We start from the raw sequence: 23,889 nt of genomic DNA on the forward strand, positions 1-23,889 counted from the left end.
ACCTAGATATGGGGGCAAAGTAGGGTAAGAAGCGCGATATATGGTGTATGCGGCTGTATTAGCCACATACCAACATGATCGTTCGCAAAAACCGGAGAGTAAGCGCCATGAGTCTGATTGACGTGCATGAGAATGACGTTCGTCGTTCCCATTCTGGAGCATCAGGCTCGGCTGAAGAACCGGACCTGTTCGGTGCTGAGCAGATGCAGGATATGGTGCAGCTTCCCGGGCACCATCAGGTGCGCGTTGACCGCTCGCGCGATGCGCTGCTGACCCCCTTTGGCAAAGCCACGCTTGATAACCGCTACCTGCTGCCCGATGAGAGCTATCAGGACCTGTTCGGGCGTGTGGCGTCCTATTACGGGGCGGATGCGGCGCATGCCCAGCGCATTTACGACTATATCAGCCGTCACTGGTTCATGCCTGCGACCCCGGTGCTGTCTAATGGTGGCACAACGCGTGGTCTGCCTATTTCGTGCTTTCTGAACGAAGCCAATGACAGCCTTAAAGGCATTGTCGATCTGTGGAACGAAAATGTGTGGCTGGCCAGCAAGGGGGGGGGTATCGGCTCCTACTGGGGCAACCTGCGCTCCATTGGTGAGAATGTGGGTCGCAACGGCAAAACCTCGGGGGTTATTCCTTTCATCCGTGTGATGGACAGCCTGACACTGGCCATTTCCCAAGGGTCCTTGCGCCGTGGGTCGGCTGCGGTCTACCTGCCGGTCTGGCACCCCGAGATTGAGGAGTTCATAGAACTCCGCCGCCCCACAGGGGGGGACCCCAACCGCAAGGCGCTCAATCTCCACCACGGAATTCTGGTGTCCGATGCGTTCATGCGCGCGGTAGAGGCGGATGACGAATGGGCGCTGCTTTCCCCCAAGGATAACTCGGTTATCCGCAAGATTTCAGCGCGCGGTCTATGGATTCGTATCCTGACCGCCCGCATGGAGCAGGGCGAGCCTTATATTGTTTACTCCGACCATGTGAACAACGCCCGCCCTGAGCACCACAAACTCGCTGGGCTGGAAGTCAAGACATCCAACCTGTGCTCCGAAATTACGCTGCCAACGGGCATAGACCACCACGGCAAGGCACGTACGGCAGTATGCTGCCTGTCCTCCCTCAACCTTGAGACATGGGATGAATGGTCGGATAATCCCCAGTTCATCGAGGATGTGATGATCTTCCTCGACAATGTTCTGCAGGACTTCATCGACCGTGCGCCAGAGGACATGGAGCGGGCCAAATACGCCGCCATGCGGGAACGTTCCGTGGGGCTGGGGGTTATGGGTTTCCACTCCTTCCTCCAAGCCAAGAACGTGCCATTTGAAAGTGTGATCGCCAAGGTCTGGAATCGCAAGATATTCAAGCACATCCGCGAGCAGGCCGATGCCGCCTCCCGCCATCTGGCCGAGGTGCGTGGCCCTTGTCCCGATGCAGAGGAATACGGGATCAAGGAACGGTTTTCCAACAAGATGGCCATTGCGCCCACGGCGTCCATTTCCATTATCGCGGGGAACGCCAGCCCGGGTATTGAGCCCATAGCCGCCAATGTGTTCTTGCAGAAAACCCTCTCCGGCTCGTTCACGGTGCGGAACCGGCACCTGTTGAAGCTGCTGGTGGAAAAAGGGCAGGACACGCCAGAGGTGTGGTCCTCCATTACCACCAGCAAGGGCAGCGTGCAGCATCTGGACTTTTTGACCCAGCAGGAAAAGGACGTGTTTAAAACCGCGTTTGAGCTGGATCAGCGCTGGGTGGTGGAACATGCCGCAGACCGGCAGCCCTTTATCTGTCAGGCGCAGTCGGTCAACCTGTTCCTGCCTGCGGACGTGCATAAGCGCGACCTCAACCAGATTCATTTTCAGGCATGGAAGAAGGGGCTGAAGTCCCTTTATTACTGCCGCAGCCTGTCCATCCAGCGGGCGGATACGGTGAGCAACGTGCTTGCCAAGTCCGAGGTGCTGGAGGCGGGTGTTGCCGAACGGGCGGCTGCAGAGCACGCCGCAGGCGGCAATAATTATGACGAATGTCTGGCCTGTCAGTAAGACCTGGGTGGTCAGTGTCTGTTTTGTAAAAAGTCGAGAGGCGGCCTCCTCGGGTGGTGCCGCCCGATGGAGGCATCATGAGCGAGCATAAAGCCAGCCAGCAGCCGCAGGAAGAGCGTTTTGACCTGCTGACAGCCAACCCGGTATACAAGCCTTTTCGGTACCCGTGGGCGTATGATGCGTGGCTGACGCAGCAGCGCGTACACTGGCTGCCTGAAGAAGTGCCTCTGGCAGATGACGTAAAAGACTGGCATCGCGTGCTTGATGAGAGTGAGCGCCACCTTGTCACCCAGATTTTTCGCTTCTTCACTCAGTCGGATGTGGAGGTGAACAACTGTTACATGAAGCACTACAGCCGGGTTTTCAAACCGACTGAAGTGCTGATGATGCTCTCGGCCTTTTCCAATATCGAGACCATCCATATTGCAGCATACAGCCACCTGCTGGATACGCTCGGTATGCCCGAGGAGGAATATTCCGCATTCCTTAAGTATAAGGAAATGAAGGATAAATACGATTACATGCAGTCTTTCAATGTGGACAGCAAGCATGAAATCGCAAAAACACTGGCAGCCTTTGGGGCGTTTACCGAAGGGCTACAGCTGTTTGCCTCCTTTGCCATTCTGCTTAACTTCCCGCGCTTTAACAAGCTCAAGGGTATGGGGCAGATCGTGTCGTGGTCAGTGCGGGACGAAACCCTGCATTGCCTGTCCATTATCCGTCTGTTCCGCGTGTTCATTCAGGAAAATCCGCATATCTGGACCGACAGGTTGCGGCAGGAACTGACTGACATCTGCAAAACCATTGTGGAGCATGAAGAGGCCTTTATTGATCTGGCGTTTGAAATGGGGCCAGTAGAAGGGCTGGATGCCGCACAGGTTAAAACCTACATCCACTTTATTGCTGATCGCCGCCTGACCCAGCTTGGGCTGGACCCGGTTTACAACACGACGACAAACCCGCTGCCCTGGCTGGACGATATGCTGAATGCGGTCGAACACGCCAATTTCTTTGAAAACCGCGCGACCGAATACAGCCGCGCCTCCACTCTGGGGACATGGGAAGAGGCGTTTGAAAGCTCTGTTTTCTCGTAATATCAGGGAGGAGGGGGGAAGCGGGTTTAAAGGCCCGGCAGGGCTGTGCCGTTTTCCAGCACATCGCGCGCTTGTGGGGTAAAGGCTCCGTCCGCCTCGTGCAATGTCAGGCCAGACAGCACACGGGCGGGGCTTTTAACGCCCAGTTTGGCCTGAATGAGCAGGATACGCGCCTCCCGGCCTGTTTTGGGCCAGAAGGGATAAAGGGTTACACCTCCAAAGCCATGAGCGCTCAGTTCGGTTGTGGCCCTGTCGGTCAGGGCTGTGGGGAGTGCGAGTGTCAGGCTGCCTTTGTGGCGCAGCATGGCGGCCGCCCCTTTAATCCAGAGAGGCAGGGTCTGAATGTCCATCCTGCGGGCAAGATCCCGGCGTGGCTCGGGGGAGGCTGTGCCTGTGGGGGCGTGCCATGGTGGGTTGGCCATGCAATGGTCAAACCGCAGGAGCCCGGACACATCATCGGGGAAAGATGCTGTAATTACTGAAGCTTGCTCTTTTTTGTTCGCCAGCAGGTTGGTGCGGGCCAGTGCCGCCGTTTCGGAGTCTTTCTCCACTCCTGTTCCGTGCAGGTCAGGTACGCGGTGCATCAGGCATAACAGCCCTGCACCGGCTCCACAGCCGATTTCGAGCGCATGCTGGCCCGGACGTGCGGGTACGGCTGCGGCCATAAGAATGGGCTCAAGCCCTGTACGGTAGCCTTGCTGGAACTGGCTGTAAGCGATACGTCCACGCAAAAGGGTACCATGTGAGGTCGTAGGAATGTGGGTTGATGGAGCTTGTTGCATCGCTGTATCTGGCTGGCTTGAATGTGTTGGTGCTTGACCGTTTTTCAGGTGCCTCGCATATAAGAGGACGTCAACTCATCCCGAGGCTGGGGGAATAGCATTTGGGTGTTGCAGTCAGTCTGTCAGAAATGGACAGTGCCGCGAGCCAGGATGGATCTGGAGTTTCTGTGAGTAAACCAGGGGAAGCTGGCCTTAAGGCGCTGGCTGATTATCTCGCTGCGGATATGCAGGCATGCAATCAGGTCATTGTGGACCGCATGCAAAGTTCCGTAGCGCTTATTCCGCAGTTAGCTGCGCATCTTGTAGCCGCAGGCGGCAAGAGGTTGCGGCCATTGCTGACACTCGCCTCTGCGCGGCTGTGTGGTTACAACAATCAGGACGGGCGCATGCGGCATGTGGAAATTGCCGCCTGTGTCGAGTTCATTCATACAGCAACACTGCTGCATGATGATGTTGTGGACGATAGCCAGTTGCGGCGTGGTCTGGCCAGCGCCAACGCTATTTTTGGCAACAAGGCGTCCGTTCTGGTGGGGGACTTCCTGTTTGCCCGGTCGTTCCAGATTCTGACGGCTGATGCCTCGCTGGATGTCATGGCGATTCTCTCTGCTGCATCGGCTACACTGGCGGAAGGCGAGGTTATGCAGATGACCACGCAGAACGATCTTTCCACCTCTGTTGAACAGTATCTTCAGGTTATTTATGGCAAAACAGCGGCGCTGTTCGCGGCTGCATGTGAATCTGGTGCCATTATAGGGGATGTTACCCCTGCCGAGCGTGAGGCTCTGCGTGTTTACGGTGCTAATCTGGGCATGGCGTTCCAGCTGGTGGATGATGCTCTGGACTACTCGGCGGATCAGGCTGTGCTGGGCAAGGAGGTCGGGGACGACTTCAAGGAGGGCAAGGTCACGCTGCCAGTGCTGGCAGCGTACGAGGCTGGTAGCGAGCAGGACCGCGTATTCTGGCGGCGTGTGATTGAGGAGTGCGAACAGCAGCCGGAAGATCTGGATGCCGCACTGGCCCTTATTGCCCGGACCAATGCAATTGGCGTTACGTTGGCCAAGGCGGAAGAATACGCTGCATTAGCCCGTCAGGCGTTGCAGGGCTTTCCTGATAGCGACCTTAAAGCTTTGCTACTTGAAACCGCGAGCTATTCCGCCAGCCGCGCCAGCTAGGCTGGTTTGTAGCCGTTCTGGCAAAGATGCTGGTGTCGTGCCGGGGCGGCTTTTCCAGCCCGCTCCCACTGGCCCGTGTTCAGGCGGTGCGGGCGCGCGGCTGACTTGCCAGTTCGGGCCATAGGGTGATCTGGTTAAAGCCAAAAGCTGGTAGATGCGCGTTCAGGGCATCAGCATCAGTCGGGATGGCCGTAAACCATGCCTGCTCTGGTTGTGTGTCTGGGCTGGGTAAAGGGGGCCGGGCTTGCAAAACCGTGCAGGTCTGCCGCGCAACGGCCTGCGCCGGGTCCAGCCATATTATGCCTGATGGTGTTATTCTGCGCAGATGGTCAAGCATGAAGGTGTAGTGCGTGCATCCCAGACCCACGGCATCGAGCCGTGCAGAGTCCGGGTGGCTGAGCAGACCTTCAATATCTTTATAAACAAGGTCATCGGGTACGGAACGGCCCCGAAAAACCTGCTCGGCATAGCTTGCCAGATGCGGGGCTGCGTGTGCGATCAATGTGCATTCCGGCGCGTATAGCGTGTGCAGGCGGGAGAGGTACGGGCGGCGGATGGTTGCTCGGGTGGCCAGCAGGCCGATTACGCCGGTTTCTGTCTGGCGTGCGGCCCAGCGGATGGGAGGCACACAGCCAATAAACGGCAGGCTGGGGCAGGTGGTGCGCAACGCGTCCAGCGCCAGAGTGCTGGCCGTGTTACAGGCAATGACAACCGCCTGTGGCCGCAGGCGCGCAACAGCGTGGGAAAGAAGGGAAATAATGCGTTGGATCAGGAGCGCATCATCCTGCTCGCCGTAAGGAAAAACGGCAGTATCGGCCAGATAGTCTACCCTGACCGAAGGCGCATAGGCCCGAATGGCCCGCACGATGCCCAATCCACCAATGCCTGAATCAAACGCCAGAACACGGTAGGGACCAGTCAGTGCGGGGCCAGTCGTCTGCACGGGGTTATTTGTCCTTGCGTGCCTTGAATGCGGCCGCTTCTTCCAGGCTGCCTACGCCACCACGGCGGGCGGACCAGCCACAGGGGTCTTCCAGAAAGCGACGGACTTCGGATGCCGCTTCTTCAGAGAAATAAGGACGGCTGGCGCAGGCTTCAAGCACATCCCACCATGTGCACAGGGAGTGCAGGGCCACGTTCATGTCTGTCAGTGTCTGCTGCGCGCCAGGAAAAACGCCATAGTAGAAGACGACAAAGGCATGGTTCACAATGGCACCTGCGTTACGCAGGGCGTTGGCAAACTGTACCTTGGATGCGCCATCCGTGGTCAGGTCTTCCACCAGCAGGGTCCGCATGTTTTCGGGCACATCGCCTTCAATCTGGGCATTGCGGCCAAAACCTTTGGGTTTTTTGCGTACATAGGCCATGGGCAGCAGCATGCGGTCGGCCATCCATGCGGCAAATGGAATACCGGCTGTTTCGCCCCCTACAATGGCCTCCAGACTTTCGTAACCAACGTGGCGGCCAATTTTTTCTACACCCAGTTCCACAATTTTTGCGCGGGCACGGGGGAAAAAGATAATCCGGCGGCAATCAATATAAACAGGGGATTTCCAGCCAGATGTCAGGGTATAGGGGTCTTCAGGGCGAAAATTGACTGCCTTGATTTCAAGCAGCAGGCGTGCGGTGGTAAGGGCGGCGTCACGATCCCATTCGCTGGACTCTCCAGTGGGAGAGACAATGCCTGCTGGCGACATCATGGCAGATTCCTTGAAGTTATGGTGGTTAAAGTTGGATTGGCATACCCCTAGCCGGGCCGAAAATCCATGCCTCATCTGCCTGTATATGTGATTTGCTGCGCAGTTCTGGCCGGAAAAAGGATGATTTATGCGCGACATAGAAAAACATCAGACATAAGCAGGTTGTGATTTTATGTGTAAAGTAAAATAGAACTTAATCCTTGCTTTGAAGCAGGATGTGGCGTCTAATAACCGCAGTTGAGATTGGTTATCAGTTGAAGGTGAATGTCGTGGCTATGGAAGCAAGTCGGATCGCACGGAAATGCGAGCGGGCCGTCATCACGGCTTACACAGAACTACGCGAAGTGGGTACAGCGGATGTTGCCGCGTTTAACGCCTGCACTACTCTTTACCGTATCCACCACCCCGAATCGTCTTTGAGCGAAGCGCGCATGCTGGTTTCCGAATGGATTGACCATCATATGGTACGCAAGGATGATGGCCCGACAGCCGGGTGCAACTGCGGCTAGGTCATCGCGTGTAACCAGCCGTTTGGCTGGCCGACAGCACACAGCAGTTCTGGCGGATGCTCATGGTCAAATGAGCATCCGCTTTTTTTATGGTTTGCAGTTCATAACGGCCCGGTGCTTGTCTGGTTTCTGTTATGAACAAAAAAACTGGCCCGTGTTGCCACGGGCCAGTTTTTACAAATAAGCAGGATAATCAGCTTTTAGCGTTTGCTGAAGGGTACAAAATCCCGTTCCGTTGCGCCCAGATACAACTGGCGGGGACGGCTGATACGCTGGCCTGGTTCCTCGATCATTTCCTTCCACTGGCTTACCCAGCCGGTGGTCCGGGCAACGGCGAACAGCACGGTGAACATGCTGGTGGGAATGCCCATGGCCTTGAGGATAATGCCGGAATAGAAATCCACGTTGGGATAGAGTTTACGCTGCACAAAGTAGTCGTCGCTGAGTGCAATGTTTTCCAGCTCGACTGCCAGATCAAGCAGTGGATCATCCTTGATGCCCAGTTCTTTAAGAACTTCATGGCAGGTCTGCTGCATGATTTTGGCGCGTGGATCGAAGTTTTTGTAAACACGGTGGCCAAAGCCCATAAGCTTGACGCCGCTGTTCTTGTCTTTGACCTGAGCGATAAAGGCAGGAATATTTTCTTTTTTACCAATATGGGCCAGCATTTTCAGCACGGCTTCGTTGGCTCCGCCATGAGCGGGTCCCCACAGGGCGGCAATGCCTGCGGCAATACAGGCGAACGGGTTGGCCCCAGTGGACCCCGCCAGACGCACGGTGGAGGTGGAAGCATTCTGCTCATGATCTGCATGCAGGATCAGGATCCGGTTCATGGCGCGGGCCAGAACAGGGTTGACCTTATAGGGTTCGGACATGCGTGCGAACATCATGGACAAAAAGTTTTCCGCGTAGTTCAGGTCATTACGCGGGTAAATAAAGGCGTCGCCCTGTGTATATTTGTAGGCCCAGGCCGCAATGGTCGGGATTTTGGCGATCAGACGCATAGCCGCCAGATCGCGGTTTGCAGGAATGGCGATGTCGCTGGCATCGGGGTAAAAGGCGGAAAGAGCACCAACCGTGCCACACAGAATGGCCATGGGGTGGGCATCGCGCCGAAACCCATTAAAGAAGTTGCGGATCTGCTCATGGAGCAGGGTGTGGTTTGTCAGCGTGGTGGAAAAAGCATCGTACTGCGCCTTGTCGGGCAGTTCGCCATTGAGCAGGAGATAGATCACCTCTTCGTAGGAAGCGTTTTCCGCCAACTGGGCAATAGGGTAGCCACGGTGTAGCAGAATACCTTTATCACCATCAATAAAGGTGATCTTGCTGTTGCAGGAGGCCGTTTCGCCGTAACCGGGGTCAAACGTGAACACGCCCAGTTCTGAGGGCAGCTTACGAATATCAATAACATCCGGCCCAAGATTGCCAGAAAGTACGGGCATCTCGGCGGTTTTGCCACCGATCGAAATGGTAGCGGTGGACTGCTTACCCTCGTTCTGCGACACGCTCATGGTGTTTCCTTTTGCATAATGGGGTCACGGTCGCGGCTGCGGCCTGCTGTTTGACTGTTGTCTCCCATTCAGGAGCAAACAAAAAGGTTCATCCTGATAAACCGCGCGTTATCACGCGCGCACAACGGCGGAAAACCGGGGTTTTTTCTCTCAGGGTCGCGTGAATGTGTGCAAAGTGAGGCTCAGATCGTCACAGTTTGCCCAAGTGGTCTGGTCTGGAACAAGGTCGCTGCCAATCATCTCGAAGACCGCAAGTGAAGCCGGAGCGAATCCCTGATCGAGCATTTCGTTCCCGCTATCCAGCCAGCGTGCAAACTCTGAAATGCCGGGATTGTGCCCGACCAGCAGAACGGTGCGAGCCTGTGGGGGAGCCTGTCTGAGCACTCTGATCAGGGTATCAAGGTTGGCTTCGTATATTTCGGGGCACAAAAATACGGTATCTGCGCTGGAAGGAGGGAGGGCGCTCTGTATGCCAGAAAGGGTTTGCTGCGTTCTTGCCGCCGGGCTGCACAGAACCACATCGGGGAGCAGTCCGTTTTGGTGGAGCCATATCCCGCACCGTATGGCGGCGCATTGACCATCATGGGTCAAGGGGCGCTGCATGTCTGACGCGGTGGAAAAATTGCCCGGATCAGGCGTAACCGCTTCCGCATGACGGAGCAGAATCAGGCAGCGGGGTGTGGGGAGAGCAGGCATAAAATCACATGATGTTATGGGGATACGGGGGGAGGGGCTGCTTCAAGCGCAATGGCTTCATGGTGGCGGATCACCTCATGGATGATGAAGTTGAGGAATTTCTCCGCAAAGTCAGGGTCAAGATGTGCGTCTTCGGCAAGGTGGCGCAGGCGCGCGATCTGCTGAGTCTCACGCGCAGGGTCTGCGGGAGGGAGCTTGTGGAGGGCCTTGAGTGCTCCCACTGCCTTGGTGCAGCGGAAGCGTTCCGCCAGCATGGCTACAAGAGCTGCGTCAATATTGTCTATGCTGCGGCGGAGGTCCTGCAGGGCTTCCGGGGGGCACGGCTGATTTGTCACGGTGATCAAGGTCTCTGGCTGCTGGGAAAGAACATTATAGGAGCGTTATAAATGCGTAACGCCCGGACGTTAACAGACAAAAAAATTTTCTTCCACAGGCGGGTAAGGCAGATCCACCCAAGCCAGATGTCCGCCTTTCCCTGCGCCCGTATCTACAAATATGGCGCGCCCACCAGCCCGGCCGGGTATGGTCAGGGGGCAGCCATTGGTCGAACGCTGGTCATGTCCACAGTAAACTGTATAGCCGTCGGGAATATGGTTGACCCAGTTGAGCGTGCGTTCCGGGTAGCCATCGGCCTGTATGCGGCTCGTGGTTTCACCAAACAAAGCGCGGGAGAGCAGGTAGGTCACGCGTCCAAGCGGTGGTGGCGGGGGTTCGTTCAGCATGTGTGGCTCAAACGCGCCATGCACAAAAACTGTCCGCCCCATGACCAGCCACGCCGGAGCCTGTTCCAGCGCGGGGAGCACGTCATGCAGGACATCCGCGTTATCTGGCGCAGTCAGCTGGGCCAGCGTTTCGTCCAGATGAGGGGAGGAGCGGAGCTTCTTGCCCATAAGCGCACGACCCAGCTTGCGGTCGTGGTTGCCAATCAGGAACAGCCCGCGCCCTTCGCGCTGGACCTGTAACATCAGGCGCAGCACACCTGCGCTGTCTGGCCCGTAATCCACCAGATCACCCAGCTGGATGATAAAACGATCCGTGGCCACGGCATGGCGGAATGCTTCCAGATCACCATGCACATCGCCCACAATGCGGAGTCCTTTGCGCATTGCGTTCTTCACGTTTTCGTCATGCCTGGTATCCGTGAACATGCCATCCCTACCCGTTCTTTCCTAACCTTCATGTAGGCTTTTCGAGCGAAAACAGGAACGGTGCTGGCAAGTTTTTTTTGAAGGGATCATACGCATGCACAAGTATGTGACGCGCCAGAAGCTTCTGTTTAAGCATAGGGTGCAAGAACTTTCAGGGGCGGAAACAAGCCTGAAAATGCAAAGGCAGGGCAGAGCCACAGTCTGGTGGCGCATGGCTCCCGATTGGAGCGTGACGCAGGAACTCTGGGGTGATTTGCAGCTTTTGTATGTTCGGAACAGTTTGAGAAGAAAAAACAGGAAGGCCTCTCATGACAGAGCGCATTCGGAACGTCGCGCTGCGTAGCAAGGTTTGCCCGGCAGAGGCCGCGGCAAAGCTGATCCGAAACGGTGACGTAGTGGGCACCAGTGGTTTTACTGGCGCAGGCTACCCCAAGGCCGTGCCCATGGCCCTGGCCCAGCAGATGGAAGCTGCCCATAACAATGGGCAGGAACACCGGATCAGCCTGATTACGGGCGCATCCACCGGCCCGCAGCTTGATGGCGAGCTGGGCAAGGTTAATGGTGTTTCCTTCCGCTCTCCGTTCAATACCGATCCGGCCATGCGCAACCGCATTAATGCTGGCGAGACGGATTATTTTGATAACCATCTCGGGCAGGTGGCTCTGCGCGCATGCCAGGGCAATTACGGCAAGTTCGATGTTGCCGTGGTGGAAGCTACAGCCATTACGGAAGAAGGCGGCATTGTACCGACCTCCTCTGTTGGCAATTCGCAGGCTTTTCTTGATCTGGCTGACAAGGTCATCATCGAAGTCAACGAATGGCAGAATCCGGAGCTGGAAGGTACGCATGACGTCTGGGATGGCAACAGCTATGGTGCCGCCCCGCGTGATATTATTCCGCTCTCCCGTGCGGACCAGCGCATTGGCCGCACGTTCCTCAAGGTTGATCCGGGCAAGATTCAGGCCATTGTCCGTACGAATGACAGCGACCGTAACGCACCATTCGCCGCGCCAGATGGTACAGCCAAGGCCATTGCGGGCTACCTGCTTGATTTTTTTGAGCATGAAGTCAAACAGAACCGCCTGCCGCCCTCCCTGCTGCCGTTGCAGTCCGGTGTTGGCAACGTAGCCAATGCTGTGCTTGACGGCCTGAATGAAGGGCCATTTGAAAATCTGGTTGGTTTTAGCGAAGTTATTCAGGATGGCATGCTTGCCATGCTGGATTCGGGGCGTATGCGCATTGCCTCGGCGACATCGTTTTCTCTGAGCCCTGAAGCGGCGGAAGAGATCAACAACCGAATGGACTTCTTCCGCTCCAAGATCATCCTGCGTCAGCAGGACATCAGCAACAGCACGGGCGTTATCCGCCAGTTGGGCTGTATTGCCATGAACGGCATGATCGAGGCGGATATTTACGGTAACGTCAATTCCACCCGTGTCATGGGTTCGAAAATGATGAACGGTATTGGTGGCTCGGGGGATTTTGCCCGTAACGCTTATCTGTCCATCTTCCTGTCACCGTCCACAGCCAAGGGCGGTAAGATATCGGCCATTGTGCCCATGGCGGCTCATGTGGACCATATCATGCAGGATACCCAGATTTTTGTGACCGAGCAGGGGCTGGCCGATCTTCGCGGGCTTTCACCCGTCAAGCGCGCTCAGACCATTATCAAAAAATGCGCACATCCCGATTACCGTCCGATGCTGCAGGACTATCTGGACCGTGCGTGCAAGGATTCCTTTGGCAAGCATACACCCCATCTGCTGACCGAAGCCCTGTCCTGGCACCAGCGGTTTATTGAAACAGGCTCCATGCTTCCCGCGTAAGCGGGTTGCCTTATACGGGCTGAAAACCCCTGCTCTTGCGAAAAGGGCAGGGGTTTTTTGTTGGGAGCCTCTCAGCTTCAACCCGATCAGCCATGCAGTTTTGCAGGGCGCAACAGGCGCAGAGTCAGGTGTTATTCGGAATGGGTGGTGGAAGACCCGGTTACGGCAAGGGAGGTGGTCAACTGGTAAGGCTGGTGGGTAATAACGATATCAACCGGCCTGTTTGCCAGAAAATCCGTCGTAGATATTTTGGCCGAAGGGGTATCTGTAATAATGGCCTCGGCATCGCGGTGAACCAGAGAGAACAGACTGGGTGCAGCAGAGGAGGGAAGGTAGGCCGCGTAAGGGTGGCGTCCAGCCATGCGATGCGCGTTATAGGCGTCCCGCTCGGAGCTTATGGGAATGGCCACCATAACCTTGGAATCGGCTTTTAGGGCCGCAGCGGTGCTTTTGTAGTCGGCTGGCACAAAAATGACCCGGTCACGCATATGGGCCTTACTGACCTCATGCGCCACTTCTTTGGGGTCAGTCCCATGCAGGTCGAGCATCAGCAGGGTGTTGGAATGCCTGGCGGAGTCCAGAACGGTGGCAAGCGTACTGCTGCCCGGCTCTACCGCAACCTGTCCATCCGTGCCGCTGGTCAGGCCAAGGCGCACCATGGCGGGCCGTTCCATGGAGGAAATGGTCGCGGCCTGTGCAACGCTTTGTGTGCCTGTGTTGCTGGCACAGACAATAAGTCCGTGGTGAATGCGCGCCATAATACCACTGGTCTTGGTGTGGTGGATGGCCAGCACGGCTACGGATGCCACGCACAGGGTTGCCGCAACGGCATTTTTTTTCAAACACCTGTGCGAGGTGGTGGTTCCGCAGCAAACAGACATGTCAGCTCCCTTTTCAGGATGTGACATCAGTGGGTTCCTTGTCCTTCTGACCGACCATGGAGGCCGCTTTAGCCAGATCAACAGAAAGAACGCGGCTTACCCCGCGTTCCTGCATGGTTACACCAAAAAGCTGGTCCATATGGGCCATGGTGAGCTGGTGGTGTGTCACGACCAGAAAACGCGTACCGGCTTCTGCAACCATGTCGCCGAGCAGGGCGCTAAAGCGGCCTACATTGGCGTCATCCAGTGGGGCATCCACTTCGTCCAGTACGCATATCGGAGCAGGGTTACAGCGGAACACGGCAAAAATCAAGGAAAGCGCGGTTAAAGCTTGTTCACCTCCGGACAGGAGCGACAGTGTGGCCAGTTTCTTGCCCGGTGGCTGCGCATAGATTTCCAGCCCGGCTTCAAGCGGGTCATCACTCCCGACAAGGCCCAGATGGGCGCGGCCACCACCGAACATGCGGGTAAAAAGGGACTGAAAATGCTGGTCCACCTGTGTGAACACCGCCATAAGCCGCTCACGCCCTTCCTTGTTAAGCGAACCTATGGAACCCCGCAGGCGGTTTATGGCCTCCTCCAGATCGTTCATTTCGGCCCCAAGGGTCTGGGCCTGAGTGGAGGCTTCCTCCGCCTCCAGTTCGGCCCGCAGGTTGACCGGCCCCATATCGTCGCGTTCACGGGTCAGGCGGGCAATCTTGCGGCGCAGGGAGGTTTCGGCCCCTTCTGTCAGGTCGGAAACGGGTTGTCTGGGCGGGGCAGGTGTTTCTGCCAGCAACTGGTCCAGAATGGCATGGGCCTGCTCGCTCTTGCCTTCTGCCTTAAGCAGGTTTTCACGTGCTGTGGCCAGTTCTCCCTCTGTTTTGCGGCGCAGTTCATGGGCGGCGGTCAGGGCGGCTTCGGCTTCGGCCCGCAGGCGGTCGGCCTGCATAAAGTGCTCCTCTGCATCTTCCAGCGCTGCCAGTGTGCTGGCTTTTTGCTGCTGTGCCGCAGTGGGGAGTTCGGCCACCTTGTTGTGGTTGGCCCGTGCGGTTTCCAGCCGCTGGAGGGCATTTGTGGTGTCTGTCCGGGCAAGGTCTTCACGCGCGCTCCACTCGGCCTGTGCGGTGTTGAGCGCACTAATCCGTTCTGCCAGCGTGGTGGATTCAGCTTGCAGGGCGGCACGAAGTTCACGCGCGGCGTCAAGCCTGCTCAGCAGGTCGGCCTTCTGGGCGTTCAGGTTGTCCAGTCTGGCCGGTGCATCTTCCGGCACTGCGGCGCAGGCGGTATCCAGCGCAGCCTGAGCCGTCAGCAGGCTTTGTTGGGTGTCCGCATGGTCGGTATGCAGTTCTGCCTGCCGTGGGGTCAGTCCTGCCAGACGACTGCGCAGGGTAAGGGCCTGCTCCTGTAATATGCGGTTGGCCTGCGCGGTTGCAGCCATCTGTTCATCGGCGTGCAAGGTGGTCTGTGTTGCAGCCTGCAGAGCTGTGTTGGCGGCGTTCAGCTTTTCCTGCGCTTCATGCAGGGCATTCCGGGTCTGCTGCATGGATTGGGCAGAGGTCAGCCTATCTTCCATTTCCGTAACGGTCGTGGATTCCGTTGCCAGATTGTGGCGCAGGCGCTCAAGCTCGGGGGTGAGCGTCTCCAGCCGGGTTGTGGCGGAAGCATGCTGCTGTTCGGCGCGGGCCAGCTTGTCGCGTGCGGTTTGCAGGGCGGCCTGTGTCTGTTTGAAGGTTGTGTGAGCCTGCTGTTCGGCCGTTTGTGCCGCAGCGTTTCTGTCGCGCGTGGTGGCAAGGGCGTTTTGGGTATCCTGCAGGGATGGCAGGCTCTCATGTGCAAGCCGGGCGCTGCTGAGTGTGGCTTCGGCTTCGGCCAGAGCCGCCTGTGCGCGCTCATGCTGGGGGAGTATGGCATCCAGCCTTGCGCGGTAGGAGGCGTGGCGGCGCTCTGTTTCGGTCTCATGCGCGCGGGCTTTTTGGAGGGCCTGTTCCTGCATGTGGCGGCTGCTGCGGAGTTGTTTGAGCAGGTCCTCATGAGCCTGTAAGGCGGCCGCGCAGTTTGCAACACTCGCCTGTATGGCGGGCAGGTCAGCTTGCAATATGTTCAGGCGGCTTTGGGTTTCACGCAGAATACGGCGTTGGGCCAGCCTGCGGGCAGCCGTGCTGCTTTCCCCTGACCGGGTATAAAATCCGTCCCATCGCCACAGGTCTCCTGCGGTGGATACCAGGCATTGTCCGGGAGCCAGCAAGGCCTGAAGCGCGCGCCCATCCGCACCATCGAGGAGCAGGCCGCTGGAGAGCAGAACCCGGTCCAGTTCCGGCGGCGCGGTAATATGGTTTCTGAGCGGCTGTGCGCCACCGGGCAGGGGAGGCAGGCTCTCAGGCGGGAGGTGCAGCCAGCCTTGGGGGGTATTGGTTGCCGCGGGTGCATCCAGTCCTTCTGCCAGAGCAGCCGCCAGAGCATTTTCGTACTCTTCGGGAACGCTAATCCGGGCGGAAACCGGGTTTTCCGCGGCTGCGCTCTCCTGCCCCAGAGCCTGATCCAGCCCTTCGGCCTGAGCCTGCAGGCGGGTGAGTTCGGTCTGGAGTATGGTCTGCTGGTCTTGGGCCGTTGTGTACCGGGCTTTATGTGTACTCAGCGTGTGTTCGGCCTGCTCCAGCTCGGCCCCGGTCTGGGCCAGAGCATTTTCCTGCTGGATGCGGGCCTGTCTGGCGCTGTCCAGAACAGTGTCGGCAATGGTTTCGGCCCGAACCTTGTCCAGCTCCCGTGTAAGGGTCTGTGCTTCGTGCTGCGCGCGTTGCTGCGTGGTGCTGGCCGTGCGCAGGGCTTCGGCTGCACTGCGCTGGTGTGCTTCAGCCTCCTGTGCCGTGCGGCTGGCCTCGGTAAAGGCCGTGCTGGCGGCACGGCGTTCGGCCTCGGCTTTTTCCTGTGCCTGCGTGGCCTGCTCCAGTGTGGCTGCTGCCTGCTGGCTGCTGGTTTGGAGTGCATCCAGCACGTCGGGGCTGATAAGAGCCTCCAGTGCTTCGGCATGGCGCTTTTCTGCTCCATGCAGTTCAGCCCGCAGGGCAGTCAGGCGCTGGCGGGCCTGTTGCAGGGCTTTTTGTTGTTCGTTGTGAGCGGCCTGTGCGGCCTGTGCATTGTTTTTGGCAATGGAGAGGTCAATATTACACTGGGCGCAAAGGCGCTCGACTTCCTCCTGCGCGGCTTTGGCGGCCTGCTGGGCCTGTGTGGCCTGCTCTGCCTGTTCCTGTGCCATAGCCAGTGCCTGCACGGAGGGGAGCTGGCTTTCCAGCTCCGCCAGTTCGGCCTGAATGGTGTTGAGCGCGAGAGCTACCCGGTCGTGCCGTGTGCGGGCATTGTTCAGGCTGTCTTCGGCCCGCTCCTTGCCCGCGCGGGCGGCGTTCAGTTCTGCTGTCAGGCTGGCAAGGGTCTGCTCGGTTTCAGCCTGCTGGGCGTTTAGCTGCTGTATCTGCTGCTCGACATCGGCTGTGCGGCTGGGGAGGGACGTCCGGGCTACCAGCGCTTCGGCCATATCCGCCTTAACGCGTTCGAGCGTGTCCAGCACGTCCTGCAGGCGGGTGTGTGCGGCCAGGGCATCGGCCTCGTGCTGTTGCAGCAGTTCGGCTGCGGCCTGCGCCTGAGCTGCGGCGCGTTCTTCCTCCTTGACTACGCCTTCAGCCAGAACGCGGCAGCGCTCCAGCGCCGTGCGGGCGGAATCGGCTTTTTCACGCAGGGTTGGCAGAGCTTTGGTGGCTTCAAATTCGGCCAGAACAGCGGTTTCTGCGGCCTCTTCATGCTCACTCAGGGTTTTGCGCGCCTGCACGGTGGCACTTGCCGCACGCTCCACGGCCAGTCTGGCCCGCGCGTGCAGGACTGCCAGCAGTTCGGTTTCCGCCTCCCGCAGGGCTGCGGAAATTTCGCGGTAGCGCGTGGCCTCGCGTGATTGTTCGGCCAGACCGCTCAGCCGCTCGGTCAACTGCACGCGGCGGTCTTCGGCGCGGGTCAGGTTGCCTTCAGTCGCGCGGAGCTTGATCTCGGCTTCGTGCCTGCGGGCATGCAGGCCGGTAATGCCCGCGGCTTCTTCCAGAATACTGCGCCGCTCTTCCGGGCGGGCACCGACCAGCATGGCCACCCGGCCCTGACTGACCATGGCGGAGGAGCGCGCACCAGATGCCAGATCGGCAAACAGGGTCTGCACATCCCTTGCGCGGACGGGACGACCGTTAATGCGGTAATCGCTACCCGCACCACGTTCGGCCCTGCGGGTAATCTGGAGTTCGTCCAGATCGGCAAAGGCTGCGGGGCCAAAGCCTTTTGTGCCTTCCAGCGTTACGGTGACTTCCGCCAGCGAGCGGGCGGGACGCCCGGCTGTGCCAGCAAAAATAAGGTCATCCATTTCTCCCCCGCGCAGGGAACGGGCGGAGGATTCCCCCATAACCCAACGGAGCGCTTCCACCACGTTGGATTTGCCGCATCCGTTAGGACCTACAACGCCGGTCAGACCGGGGAGCAGTTCCACGGTTATGGGGTCGGCAAAGCTTTTAAACCCCACAATACGGAGGCGAACAAAACGAACCGTCATACAGATCTGTGTTTTTCTGGTCGGATAGGCTGACTGTTAAAAAAACAGTCAGTTTGCCTTGGTCAGATATTTAACAAAGTCGTCGTAGGAGAGGGCGCTGGACACCTGCTCCTTGTTGTTGAAGCGGAAGGTGGGAGTGGACTCAATGCTGTATTTGTCCTGTGCCTCGCTCTGTTCGGTCATGATGAACTGGAGCAGCTTCTGGTCCGTTACCGCTTTGTCAAATGTTTCGGCGGGCATGCCAGCAAAGGCCGCCATTTTCTGCAGCTCGGCCTTGTGGTCGACTTCGTTATTGTACGCCCAGCGGTCCAGACTGGAAAGCACGGCCGAGCAGAAGGGTTCGTATCGTTCTTCGGGCAGGGTGCGGGCGACCATGGCGGCAAGCGTTGCAAGCTGGTCGGTGGGGAAGTCATGAAAAACGTAACGGATTTTGCCTGTATCAATCAGGTTTTTCTTGATCTGCGGGAAGGTTTCTTCAGCAAAATGCGCGCAGTGGATGCAGGTCAGGGAGAACCATTCCTCCACCACCACCTTGGCGTTGGGGTTGCCCAGCACGCGCGGGGTAAAGCGCGTATCTGCTACATCGGCAGCAAAGGCCAGTCCAGAGAGTGAACTGGCGGTGAGAACCGCGCCCGTGGCGACAAGAAAAGAACGACGTGTAAAGGACATGAGGAACCAAGCCTTCCCGATCAATGGACCATAATGCTGCGAACAGGGATGGCGGCAGAAAGAACCGCCGTCAACCTGTTGTTGCAGTCTGCCCTGCCAGAGCCTGTGGATTGGAGGCGTTTTCCCCCTCGCTGCCCAGCCTGCGCACCCGTACACGGCGGATATGCCGTGCATCTGCATCCAGCACGCGGAACAGATAGCCGTTTTCGTGCGTCAGCACCTCGCCGCGTGCGGGTACATGCCCGGCCATACGAAAAACAAGGCCGCCAATGGTCTCGATTTCGGCTTCTTTTTCGCTTTCGGTCAGAATCGGACCTATCTTCTGCTCGAATTCTTCCACCGGGCAGCGGGCATCCACGTCATACGACCCATCGGGGCGGGGGGTGATCAGCACCGCTTCGGGTTCGTCATGCTCGTCGGAAATGTCGCCCACAATGGTTTCGATCAGGTCTTCAATCGTTACCAGACCGTCAATGCCCCCATATTCGTCAATAACGAGGGCAAGGTGCATGTGGCGCTGACGCATTTGCAGCAGCAGGTCCAGTACGGGAATCTGCGGGGCAATAAACAGGGGCTGGCGGAGCAGGGGTTCCAGATTGAAGGCCTCGCTGGTGCCTACGTAGGCAATAAGGTCCTTTACGTGGATCATGCCGACAATGTCATCAAGCTGGTCGCGGTACACGGGCATGCGCGAGTGGTTTTCTCGTCGCATCATGGCCAGTGCCTCGTCCAGACTGATGGAGACCGGCATGGCCACAATATCGGCTCTGGGCACCATTACATCATCGGCCGAAATGTTGCGCAGGCGCAGGATATTGGCGATCAGCGCGCGTTCCTGCCGGTCGAGTTCTGGCTTTTCACCATCTGCTGCGCTCTCATCCCCCGCTTCAGCGGCCTGCTGCACAAGAGCGGCGATGGAACTGCGCAATCCGCCTGTCGGTTTTTTGCGATGAAAAAACGAAAACAGGCCACGTCCGGAAGGCTCCGCCCGTTCGGCTGAAGTGTCGTGCTCGCTCATGACCGGGTTTTCCACGGGTTAGGCACTTTCATGCGGGAAAGCAGGCGGGATTCCAGCATTTCCATTTCCCGTGCATCACCCGGATGGTGGTGGTCATAGCCAGCCAGATGCAGGCTGCCATGCACAACCAGATGCGCCAGATGGTGGCTGACCGGTCGCCCTGCCTTGCGCGCTTCGCGTACAACCGTTTCCAGTGCCAGAATAATATCGCCCCCGCCATAGCCGGGTGGGGGTTCAAAGGTCAGAACATTGGTTGGTTTATACTTGCCCCGGTGCCTGCCATTAAGCCGCCGCACCTCCCGGTCGCTTGCCAGCACAACACTGCCGGGTTCAAGGCCATAGTGCGTGCAGGCCGCCAGAGCGCGACGCACGGTTTTTTCGGGTGCGGGGGCGTAGGAGCGCCAGCGTGCGTCCCGGATCAGCACATCCGGGCCGTCCTGTGTCAACGCATCATGAAACCCTGTTGGATACGGGTCCGTATCCACAGGGTCGGCCACGTCCGGGGGCAGGACAGGGCCAAGACTACTTCGCGGTTCCATTGTTCTCCTGACGGCCCTTGTGGCGGGAGTGCCCTTTTTTATCAGCCGTCGTCGTTTTTGCATCATAAGCTTCAATAATGCGCGCGACCAGCTTGTGTCGCACAACATCAGCCGCTTCAAAACGGCAAATGGTAATTCCCTTGACGTTTTCAAGCGTGTCGACCGCATCCTGCAGGCCCGAGGGCGTATCATGCGGCAGGTCAATCTGGGTCAGATCCCCTGTTACAACCATGCGGGAGCCCGGCCCAAGGCGGGTAAGGAACATCTTCATCTGCGCGATGGTGGTATTCTGGGCTTCGTCCAGAATAACAAAAGCGTGCGAGAGTGTACGCCCACGCATGAAGGCAAGGGGGGCAACCTCAATCTCGCCCGCACTCATGCGGCGCATGACCTGATCACCGGGGAGCATGTCATGCAGGGCGTCGTAGAGGGGGCGCAGGTAGGGGTCGATCTTGTCCTTCATATCTCCGGGCAAAAAGCCAAGCCGCTCGCCGGCTTCCACTGCGGGGCGGGAGAGAATGATCCGGTCAATGGAGCCTGCCAGCAGGAGAGAAACCGCCTGAGCGACCGCAAGGTAGGTTTTGCCCGTACCCGCCGGGCCAATGCCAAACACAAGTTCCCTGCTGGCAAGGGTGCGCATGTAGCTGGCCTGTCCGGGGGAGCGGGGTTCTATGTTGCCCTGACGCAGCCGGATAACGGGCAGCGTGGGGTCCTGATTGGCAATGGGGGTTGCCGGAGCAACAGACAGGGGGAGGGTGGGTCTGCTTTCATGCACTTTGGACATGCGTATGGCCGCCTCTACTGCGCTGATGTCTATGGTCTCGCCTGCTGCCAGTTTCTGGTACAGCAGGCTCAGGGTCGTGCGGGCAAGGGATGCGGTTTCTGGCAGACCACGGATGGAAATGCGGTTGCCGCGTCGTGCGACGTCCACTTCCAGCCCTTCTTCCAGGCAGCGCAGATGCCTGTCGTGGTCTCCGACCAGTCGGGCGAGCAGCGTATTATTTTCAAATTGCAGGGTTACAGGCTGAACCAGCTCCGCAACCGCGACGGAAGGAGGGGGGGACGTGCGCGTGGTGTTCAAGCGTATACATTCTCCTCTTCCAGAATACCGCCCAGCGAGTTTGTCAGGCGTTCTGTTATGCGGACTGGCACCGTCTGGCCGATCAGGCGGTCAGGGCCGATCACATGGACCGGCTGGAGCCAGGGTGAGCGCCCTGCAATCTGCCCGGGCTTGCGCCCCTTGCCAGTAAACAGGACGGGCACGGTCTTGCCAACCATGGATGCGTTAAACGCATCTTGCTGTTCGCGCAGGAGTTTTTGCAGGGCCTGCAGCCGGGCATCCTTTACGTCCTCGGGCACCTGCAAGGGCGCGCCCGCAGCCGGGGTGCCCGGTCGGGGGGAGTATTTAAAGGAATAGGCCAGCGCAAACCCCACATCCCGCACAAGCTGCATGGTGGCTTCAAAATCTTCCTCCGTCTCGCCCGGATGGCCGATAATAAAGTCGGAGGACAGGGCAAGGTCCGGCCTGACAGCGCGCAGGCGGTGCACAAGATCGCGGTACTCATCTGCCGTGTGGCCACGGTTCATGGCGCGCAGAATGCGATCGGAGCCGGACTGTACGGGCAGGTGGAGGAACGGCATGAGTGCAGGCAGGTCGCGGTGGGCGGCGATCAGCGCATCGTTCATGTCCCGCGGGTGGGATGTGGTGTAGCGGATACGGGACAGACCGGGGATTTCGGCCAGCGCATAGGCCAGACGGGTCAGGTCCCATACGGCGCCATCGGGGCCTTCGCCGTGATAGGCGTTGACATTCTGCCCCAGCAGGCTGATTTCGCGCACGCCACTTTGGGCCATGCGGCGGGCTTCGGCCAGCACGGACTGCACACTGCGGCTGCTTTCTGCTCCACGGGTGTAGGGTACCACACAAAAGGAGCAGAATTTGTCGCAGCCCTCCTGAATGGTCAGGAAGGCTGTGTAGTTGCCCGGAGTCTGCGGGGCTTCTGCTTCGGGCAGGAAGTCAAATTTCTGCTCGGTGGGGAAGTCGGTTTCGATAATGGCATTTCCTGCGCGGGCTGCGCGGGCCACCATTTCTGGCAGGCGGTGGTATGTCTGCGGGCCAAGAACAATGTCCACATACGGTGCGCGGGCCAGAATTTCCTGCCCTTCGGCCTGCGCCACACATCCGGCCACGGCAATAATGGTCTGCTGGCCTTCCGCCTTGCGCGCCTCCTTGATCAGCCGCAGCCGCCCGAGTTCGGAAAAGACCTTTTCCGCCGCGCGGTCACGGATATGACAGGTGTTGAGGATGATCATATCCGCCGTGTCGGGCGTATCCACCGGCTGGTAGCCTAACGGGCGCAGCACATCCCCCATGCGTGCACTGTCATACACGTTCATCTGGCAGCCCCATGTAATCACATGCAAGGCGCGTGATGGTGCTGTCTGGTCGGGGGTTCGGGTCATAATGGCTGCCACTCCGCTCTGCCGCTGGCCCATTCCATGCGGCGGAAAGAGGACATCAGGCGAGCAGGGGCGCAGGTCAAGCCTCTTTTCTCACGGCTTGGTGGGGCGTGGGGTGGAATGGTGCGCCATAAGAGCCATGCCGTGCCGGACAGAGTGGCCTCCCGCCGTGAACACTGCGCAGGCCACCTGGGGGCGGTCGCGCGGGTTAAGTTCTCTTTTTCAATGAAGCAAAAAATGAGGCCGCTCTGTCAAGCAGCAGTTTTGTTTTCTTGACATGTGCGGGCAAAAAATTGGCGGGCAGGGAAGCAGCGCTGAACCGGCCGGGCTGAACGCGTGGCTCGCGGTGCTGCCGCAGATCGGCACAGCCATCGGCCACGGCTTTCCATGCCGCCTGCGCCAGCGCCTTGCGACTGGAGAACAGGTCTGGGTCCAGAGGTTCGTGCAGCACAACGGTCACATGCGAGCGCTTCCACTGCAAAAGCTGCCAGAGATGCGGGCCCAGATCCATATCCCCGTACCATGAAAAAACAGGGCGGCGGAACCGGCTGACCGGCAGACCTTCCAGTTCATCATAGACCAGGGAGACAGGCTGTATAAGCGGTGCCATGCCGGGTCCGTAAGTGACGGGCAACAGGTTTGCGTCCATGCCTTCCTTGAGTTTGGGCAGTTTGGCGATGGCGAAAAAAGCGGACATGAAGGGCAGAACGCGCGAGCCATCGGAGGATGTCCCTTCGGGGAAGAGGATCAGATTGTCTCCGTTCACCATACGCTGGATCATCTGGTCCCGTTCGCGCCCGGTGGTGCTGCGCTGTCGGCTGACAAAAATAGTGCGGCCAATATGGCAGACAATCCCCATGACCGGCCATTTTTCAATATCACCCTTAGCCACAAAAACAGAGGGCAGCAACGTGCCCAGCACGGGCACGTCCAGCCAGGACATATGGTTGGAAATATAAATAACGGGACGCTCGCCCCGTCTGCGGGCCTTTATGCCCCCAACCGTGCCCACCCTTTTTCCCCAGACTGTAATATGCAGGCCAATAATGCGGCACAGCACGCCCCAGATCACGCGCGTCCACCGGATTTTGGCCGTGCCGGGCACGAGTAACAGGCAGGCCTCAAACCCAACGGAAAGTGGCACCCACACCAGCAGCCCTGTCAGACGTATGGCCGAACGTGCCTGCCCCGCACGGCGGAACAGCATATCTACCCATGACGGAAGGGGAGAGATCGGGGCGGTGGCAGACGTGCCCGGAGGCAGGGGCTGCGTAGGTT

General features: G+C 58.6%; 20 protein-coding genes. 5 read left to right on the top strand and 15 right to left on the bottom strand.

Annotated features, from left to right (window positions below; all coding sequences use genetic code 11):
* Positions 1 to 107 precede the first annotated feature (107 nt).
* Together PY793_RS02090 and PY793_RS02095 are read left to right on the top strand one after the other, a co-directional pair.
* Positions 108 to 2,045, top strand: coding sequence for a ribonucleoside-diphosphate reductase subunit alpha (locus tag PY793_RS02090; RefSeq protein WP_275176451.1), 1,938 nt, complete (start codon positions 108 to 110; stop codon positions 2,043 to 2,045).
* 77 nt (positions 2,046 to 2,122) lie between these two features.
* Entirely contained in the window at positions 2,123 to 3,139 is a 1,017-nt protein-coding gene (locus PY793_RS02095; protein ID WP_275176452.1) for a ribonucleotide-diphosphate reductase subunit beta, read from the top strand.
* A 26-nt stretch (positions 3,140 to 3,165) separates the two neighbouring features.
* On the opposite strand, the gene PY793_RS02100 is transcribed toward PY793_RS02095, so the two are convergent.
* Entirely contained in the window at positions 3,166 to 3,921 is a 756-nt protein-coding gene (locus tag PY793_RS02100) for a tRNA1(Val) (adenine(37)-N6)-methyltransferase (protein ID WP_342803900.1), read from the bottom strand.
* Between the two features lie 101 nt (positions 3,922 to 4,022).
* Between PY793_RS02100 and PY793_RS02105 the strand changes: the two genes are divergently transcribed.
* A complete protein-coding gene (locus PY793_RS02105; RefSeq protein WP_275176454.1) occupies positions 4,023 to 5,093 on the top strand; it encodes a polyprenyl synthetase family protein in 1,071 nt (356 codons plus the stop codon).
* A gap of 79 nt (positions 5,094 to 5,172) precedes the next feature.
* Here the strand turns inward: PY793_RS02105 and PY793_RS02110 are convergent, their stop codons facing one another.
* Together PY793_RS02110 and PY793_RS02115 are read right to left on the bottom strand one after the other, a co-directional pair.
* Complete coding sequence (locus tag PY793_RS02110; protein ID WP_275176455.1) at positions 5,173 to 6,036, bottom strand: glutamate racemase; 864 nt, start codon at positions 6,034 to 6,036, stop codon at positions 5,173 to 5,175.
* A 4-nt stretch (positions 6,037 to 6,040) separates the two neighbouring features.
* Positions 6,041 to 6,793 (bottom strand): orotate phosphoribosyltransferase, encoded by a 753-nt coding sequence (locus PY793_RS02115; RefSeq protein WP_275176456.1) that lies wholly within the window; start codon positions 6,791 to 6,793, stop codon positions 6,041 to 6,043.
* A gap of 269 nt (positions 6,794 to 7,062) precedes the next feature.
* On the opposite strand from PY793_RS02115, the gene PY793_RS02120 reads away from it, so the two are divergent.
* Positions 7,063 to 7,302 (top strand): hypothetical protein, encoded by a 240-nt coding sequence (locus PY793_RS02120; RefSeq protein ID WP_275176457.1) that lies wholly within the window; start codon positions 7,063 to 7,065, stop codon positions 7,300 to 7,302.
* A 200-nt stretch (positions 7,303 to 7,502) separates the two neighbouring features.
* On the opposite strand, the gene gltA is transcribed toward PY793_RS02120, so the two are convergent.
* From gltA to PY793_RS02140, 4 genes are all read right to left on the bottom strand, one after another.
* Positions 7,503 to 8,813, bottom strand: coding sequence for a citrate synthase (gltA, locus tag PY793_RS02125; RefSeq protein ID WP_275176458.1), 1,311 nt, complete (start codon positions 8,811 to 8,813; stop codon positions 7,503 to 7,505).
* A gap of 150 nt (positions 8,814 to 8,963) precedes the next feature.
* A complete protein-coding gene (locus PY793_RS02130) occupies positions 8,964 to 9,509 on the bottom strand; it encodes a SixA phosphatase family protein (RefSeq protein WP_275176459.1) in 546 nt (181 codons plus the stop codon).
* Between the two features lie 14 nt (positions 9,510 to 9,523).
* On the bottom strand, positions 9,524 to 9,844 hold the full coding sequence (locus PY793_RS02135) for a chorismate mutase (protein WP_408744643.1): 321 nt from the start codon (positions 9,842 to 9,844) through the stop codon (positions 9,524 to 9,526).
* Between the two features lie 69 nt (positions 9,845 to 9,913).
* A complete protein-coding gene (locus PY793_RS02140; RefSeq protein WP_275176460.1) occupies positions 9,914 to 10,657 on the bottom strand; it encodes a metallophosphoesterase in 744 nt (247 codons plus the stop codon).
* A gap of 308 nt (positions 10,658 to 10,965) precedes the next feature.
* Between PY793_RS02140 and PY793_RS02145 the strand changes: the two genes are divergently transcribed.
* The gene (locus PY793_RS02145) at positions 10,966 to 12,483 is read left to right on the top strand and encodes an acetyl-CoA hydrolase/transferase family protein (protein WP_275176461.1); all 1,518 of its coding nucleotides are present in this window, start codon (positions 10,966 to 10,968) and stop codon (positions 12,481 to 12,483) included.
* Positions 12,484 to 12,614: 131 nt separating this feature from the next.
* On the opposite strand, the gene PY793_RS02150 is transcribed toward PY793_RS02145, so the two are convergent.
* From PY793_RS02150 to PY793_RS02185, 8 genes are all read right to left on the bottom strand, one after another.
* The gene (locus PY793_RS02150) at positions 12,615 to 13,391 is read right to left on the bottom strand and encodes a hypothetical protein (protein WP_275176462.1); all 777 of its coding nucleotides are present in this window, start codon (positions 13,389 to 13,391) and stop codon (positions 12,615 to 12,617) included.
* Positions 13,378 to 17,925: a coiled-coil domain-containing protein gene (locus tag PY793_RS02155; RefSeq protein WP_275176463.1), complete on the bottom strand. Its 4,548-nt coding sequence runs from the start codon at positions 17,923 to 17,925 to the stop codon at positions 13,378 to 13,380. Before PY793_RS02155 ends, PY793_RS02150 begins: the two co-directional genes overlap by 14 nt.
* Before the next feature lie 48 nt (positions 17,926 to 17,973).
* Positions 17,974 to 18,594, bottom strand: coding sequence for a DsbA family protein (locus PY793_RS02160; RefSeq protein WP_275176464.1), 621 nt, complete (start codon positions 18,592 to 18,594; stop codon positions 17,974 to 17,976).
* A 70-nt stretch (positions 18,595 to 18,664) separates the two neighbouring features.
* On the bottom strand, positions 18,665 to 19,612 hold the full coding sequence (locus PY793_RS02165; protein ID WP_275176465.1) for a hemolysin family protein: 948 nt from the start codon (positions 19,610 to 19,612) through the stop codon (positions 18,665 to 18,667).
* Entirely contained in the window at positions 19,609 to 20,151 is a 543-nt protein-coding gene (ybeY, locus tag PY793_RS02170) for an rRNA maturation RNase YbeY (protein ID WP_275176466.1), read from the bottom strand. The genes PY793_RS02165 and ybeY overlap by 4 nt, the downstream gene beginning before the upstream one ends.
* Positions 20,135 to 21,232, bottom strand: coding sequence for a PhoH family protein (locus PY793_RS02175; protein ID WP_408744644.1), 1,098 nt, complete (start codon positions 21,230 to 21,232; stop codon positions 20,135 to 20,137). The genes ybeY and PY793_RS02175 overlap by 17 nt, the downstream gene beginning before the upstream one ends.
* The gene (gene miaB, locus PY793_RS02180) at positions 21,229 to 22,647 is read right to left on the bottom strand and encodes a tRNA (N6-isopentenyl adenosine(37)-C2)-methylthiotransferase MiaB (RefSeq protein ID WP_275176467.1); all 1,419 of its coding nucleotides are present in this window, start codon (positions 22,645 to 22,647) and stop codon (positions 21,229 to 21,231) included. The genes PY793_RS02175 and miaB overlap by 4 nt, the downstream gene beginning before the upstream one ends.
* A gap of 172 nt (positions 22,648 to 22,819) precedes the next feature.
* Positions 22,820 to 23,818 carry a lysophospholipid acyltransferase family protein gene (locus PY793_RS02185; protein WP_275176684.1) on the bottom strand — a complete coding sequence of 333 codons (999 nt, stop codon included), beginning with the start codon at positions 23,816 to 23,818 and terminating at the stop codon, positions 22,820 to 22,822.
* Positions 23,819 to 23,889 lie beyond the last annotated feature (71 nt).

It is taken from the genome of Acetobacter fabarum, from assembly GCF_029069195.1.
In the GTDB taxonomy this organism is placed as follows: Bacteria; Pseudomonadota; Alphaproteobacteria; order Acetobacterales; family Acetobacteraceae; genus Acetobacter; species Acetobacter fabarum_A.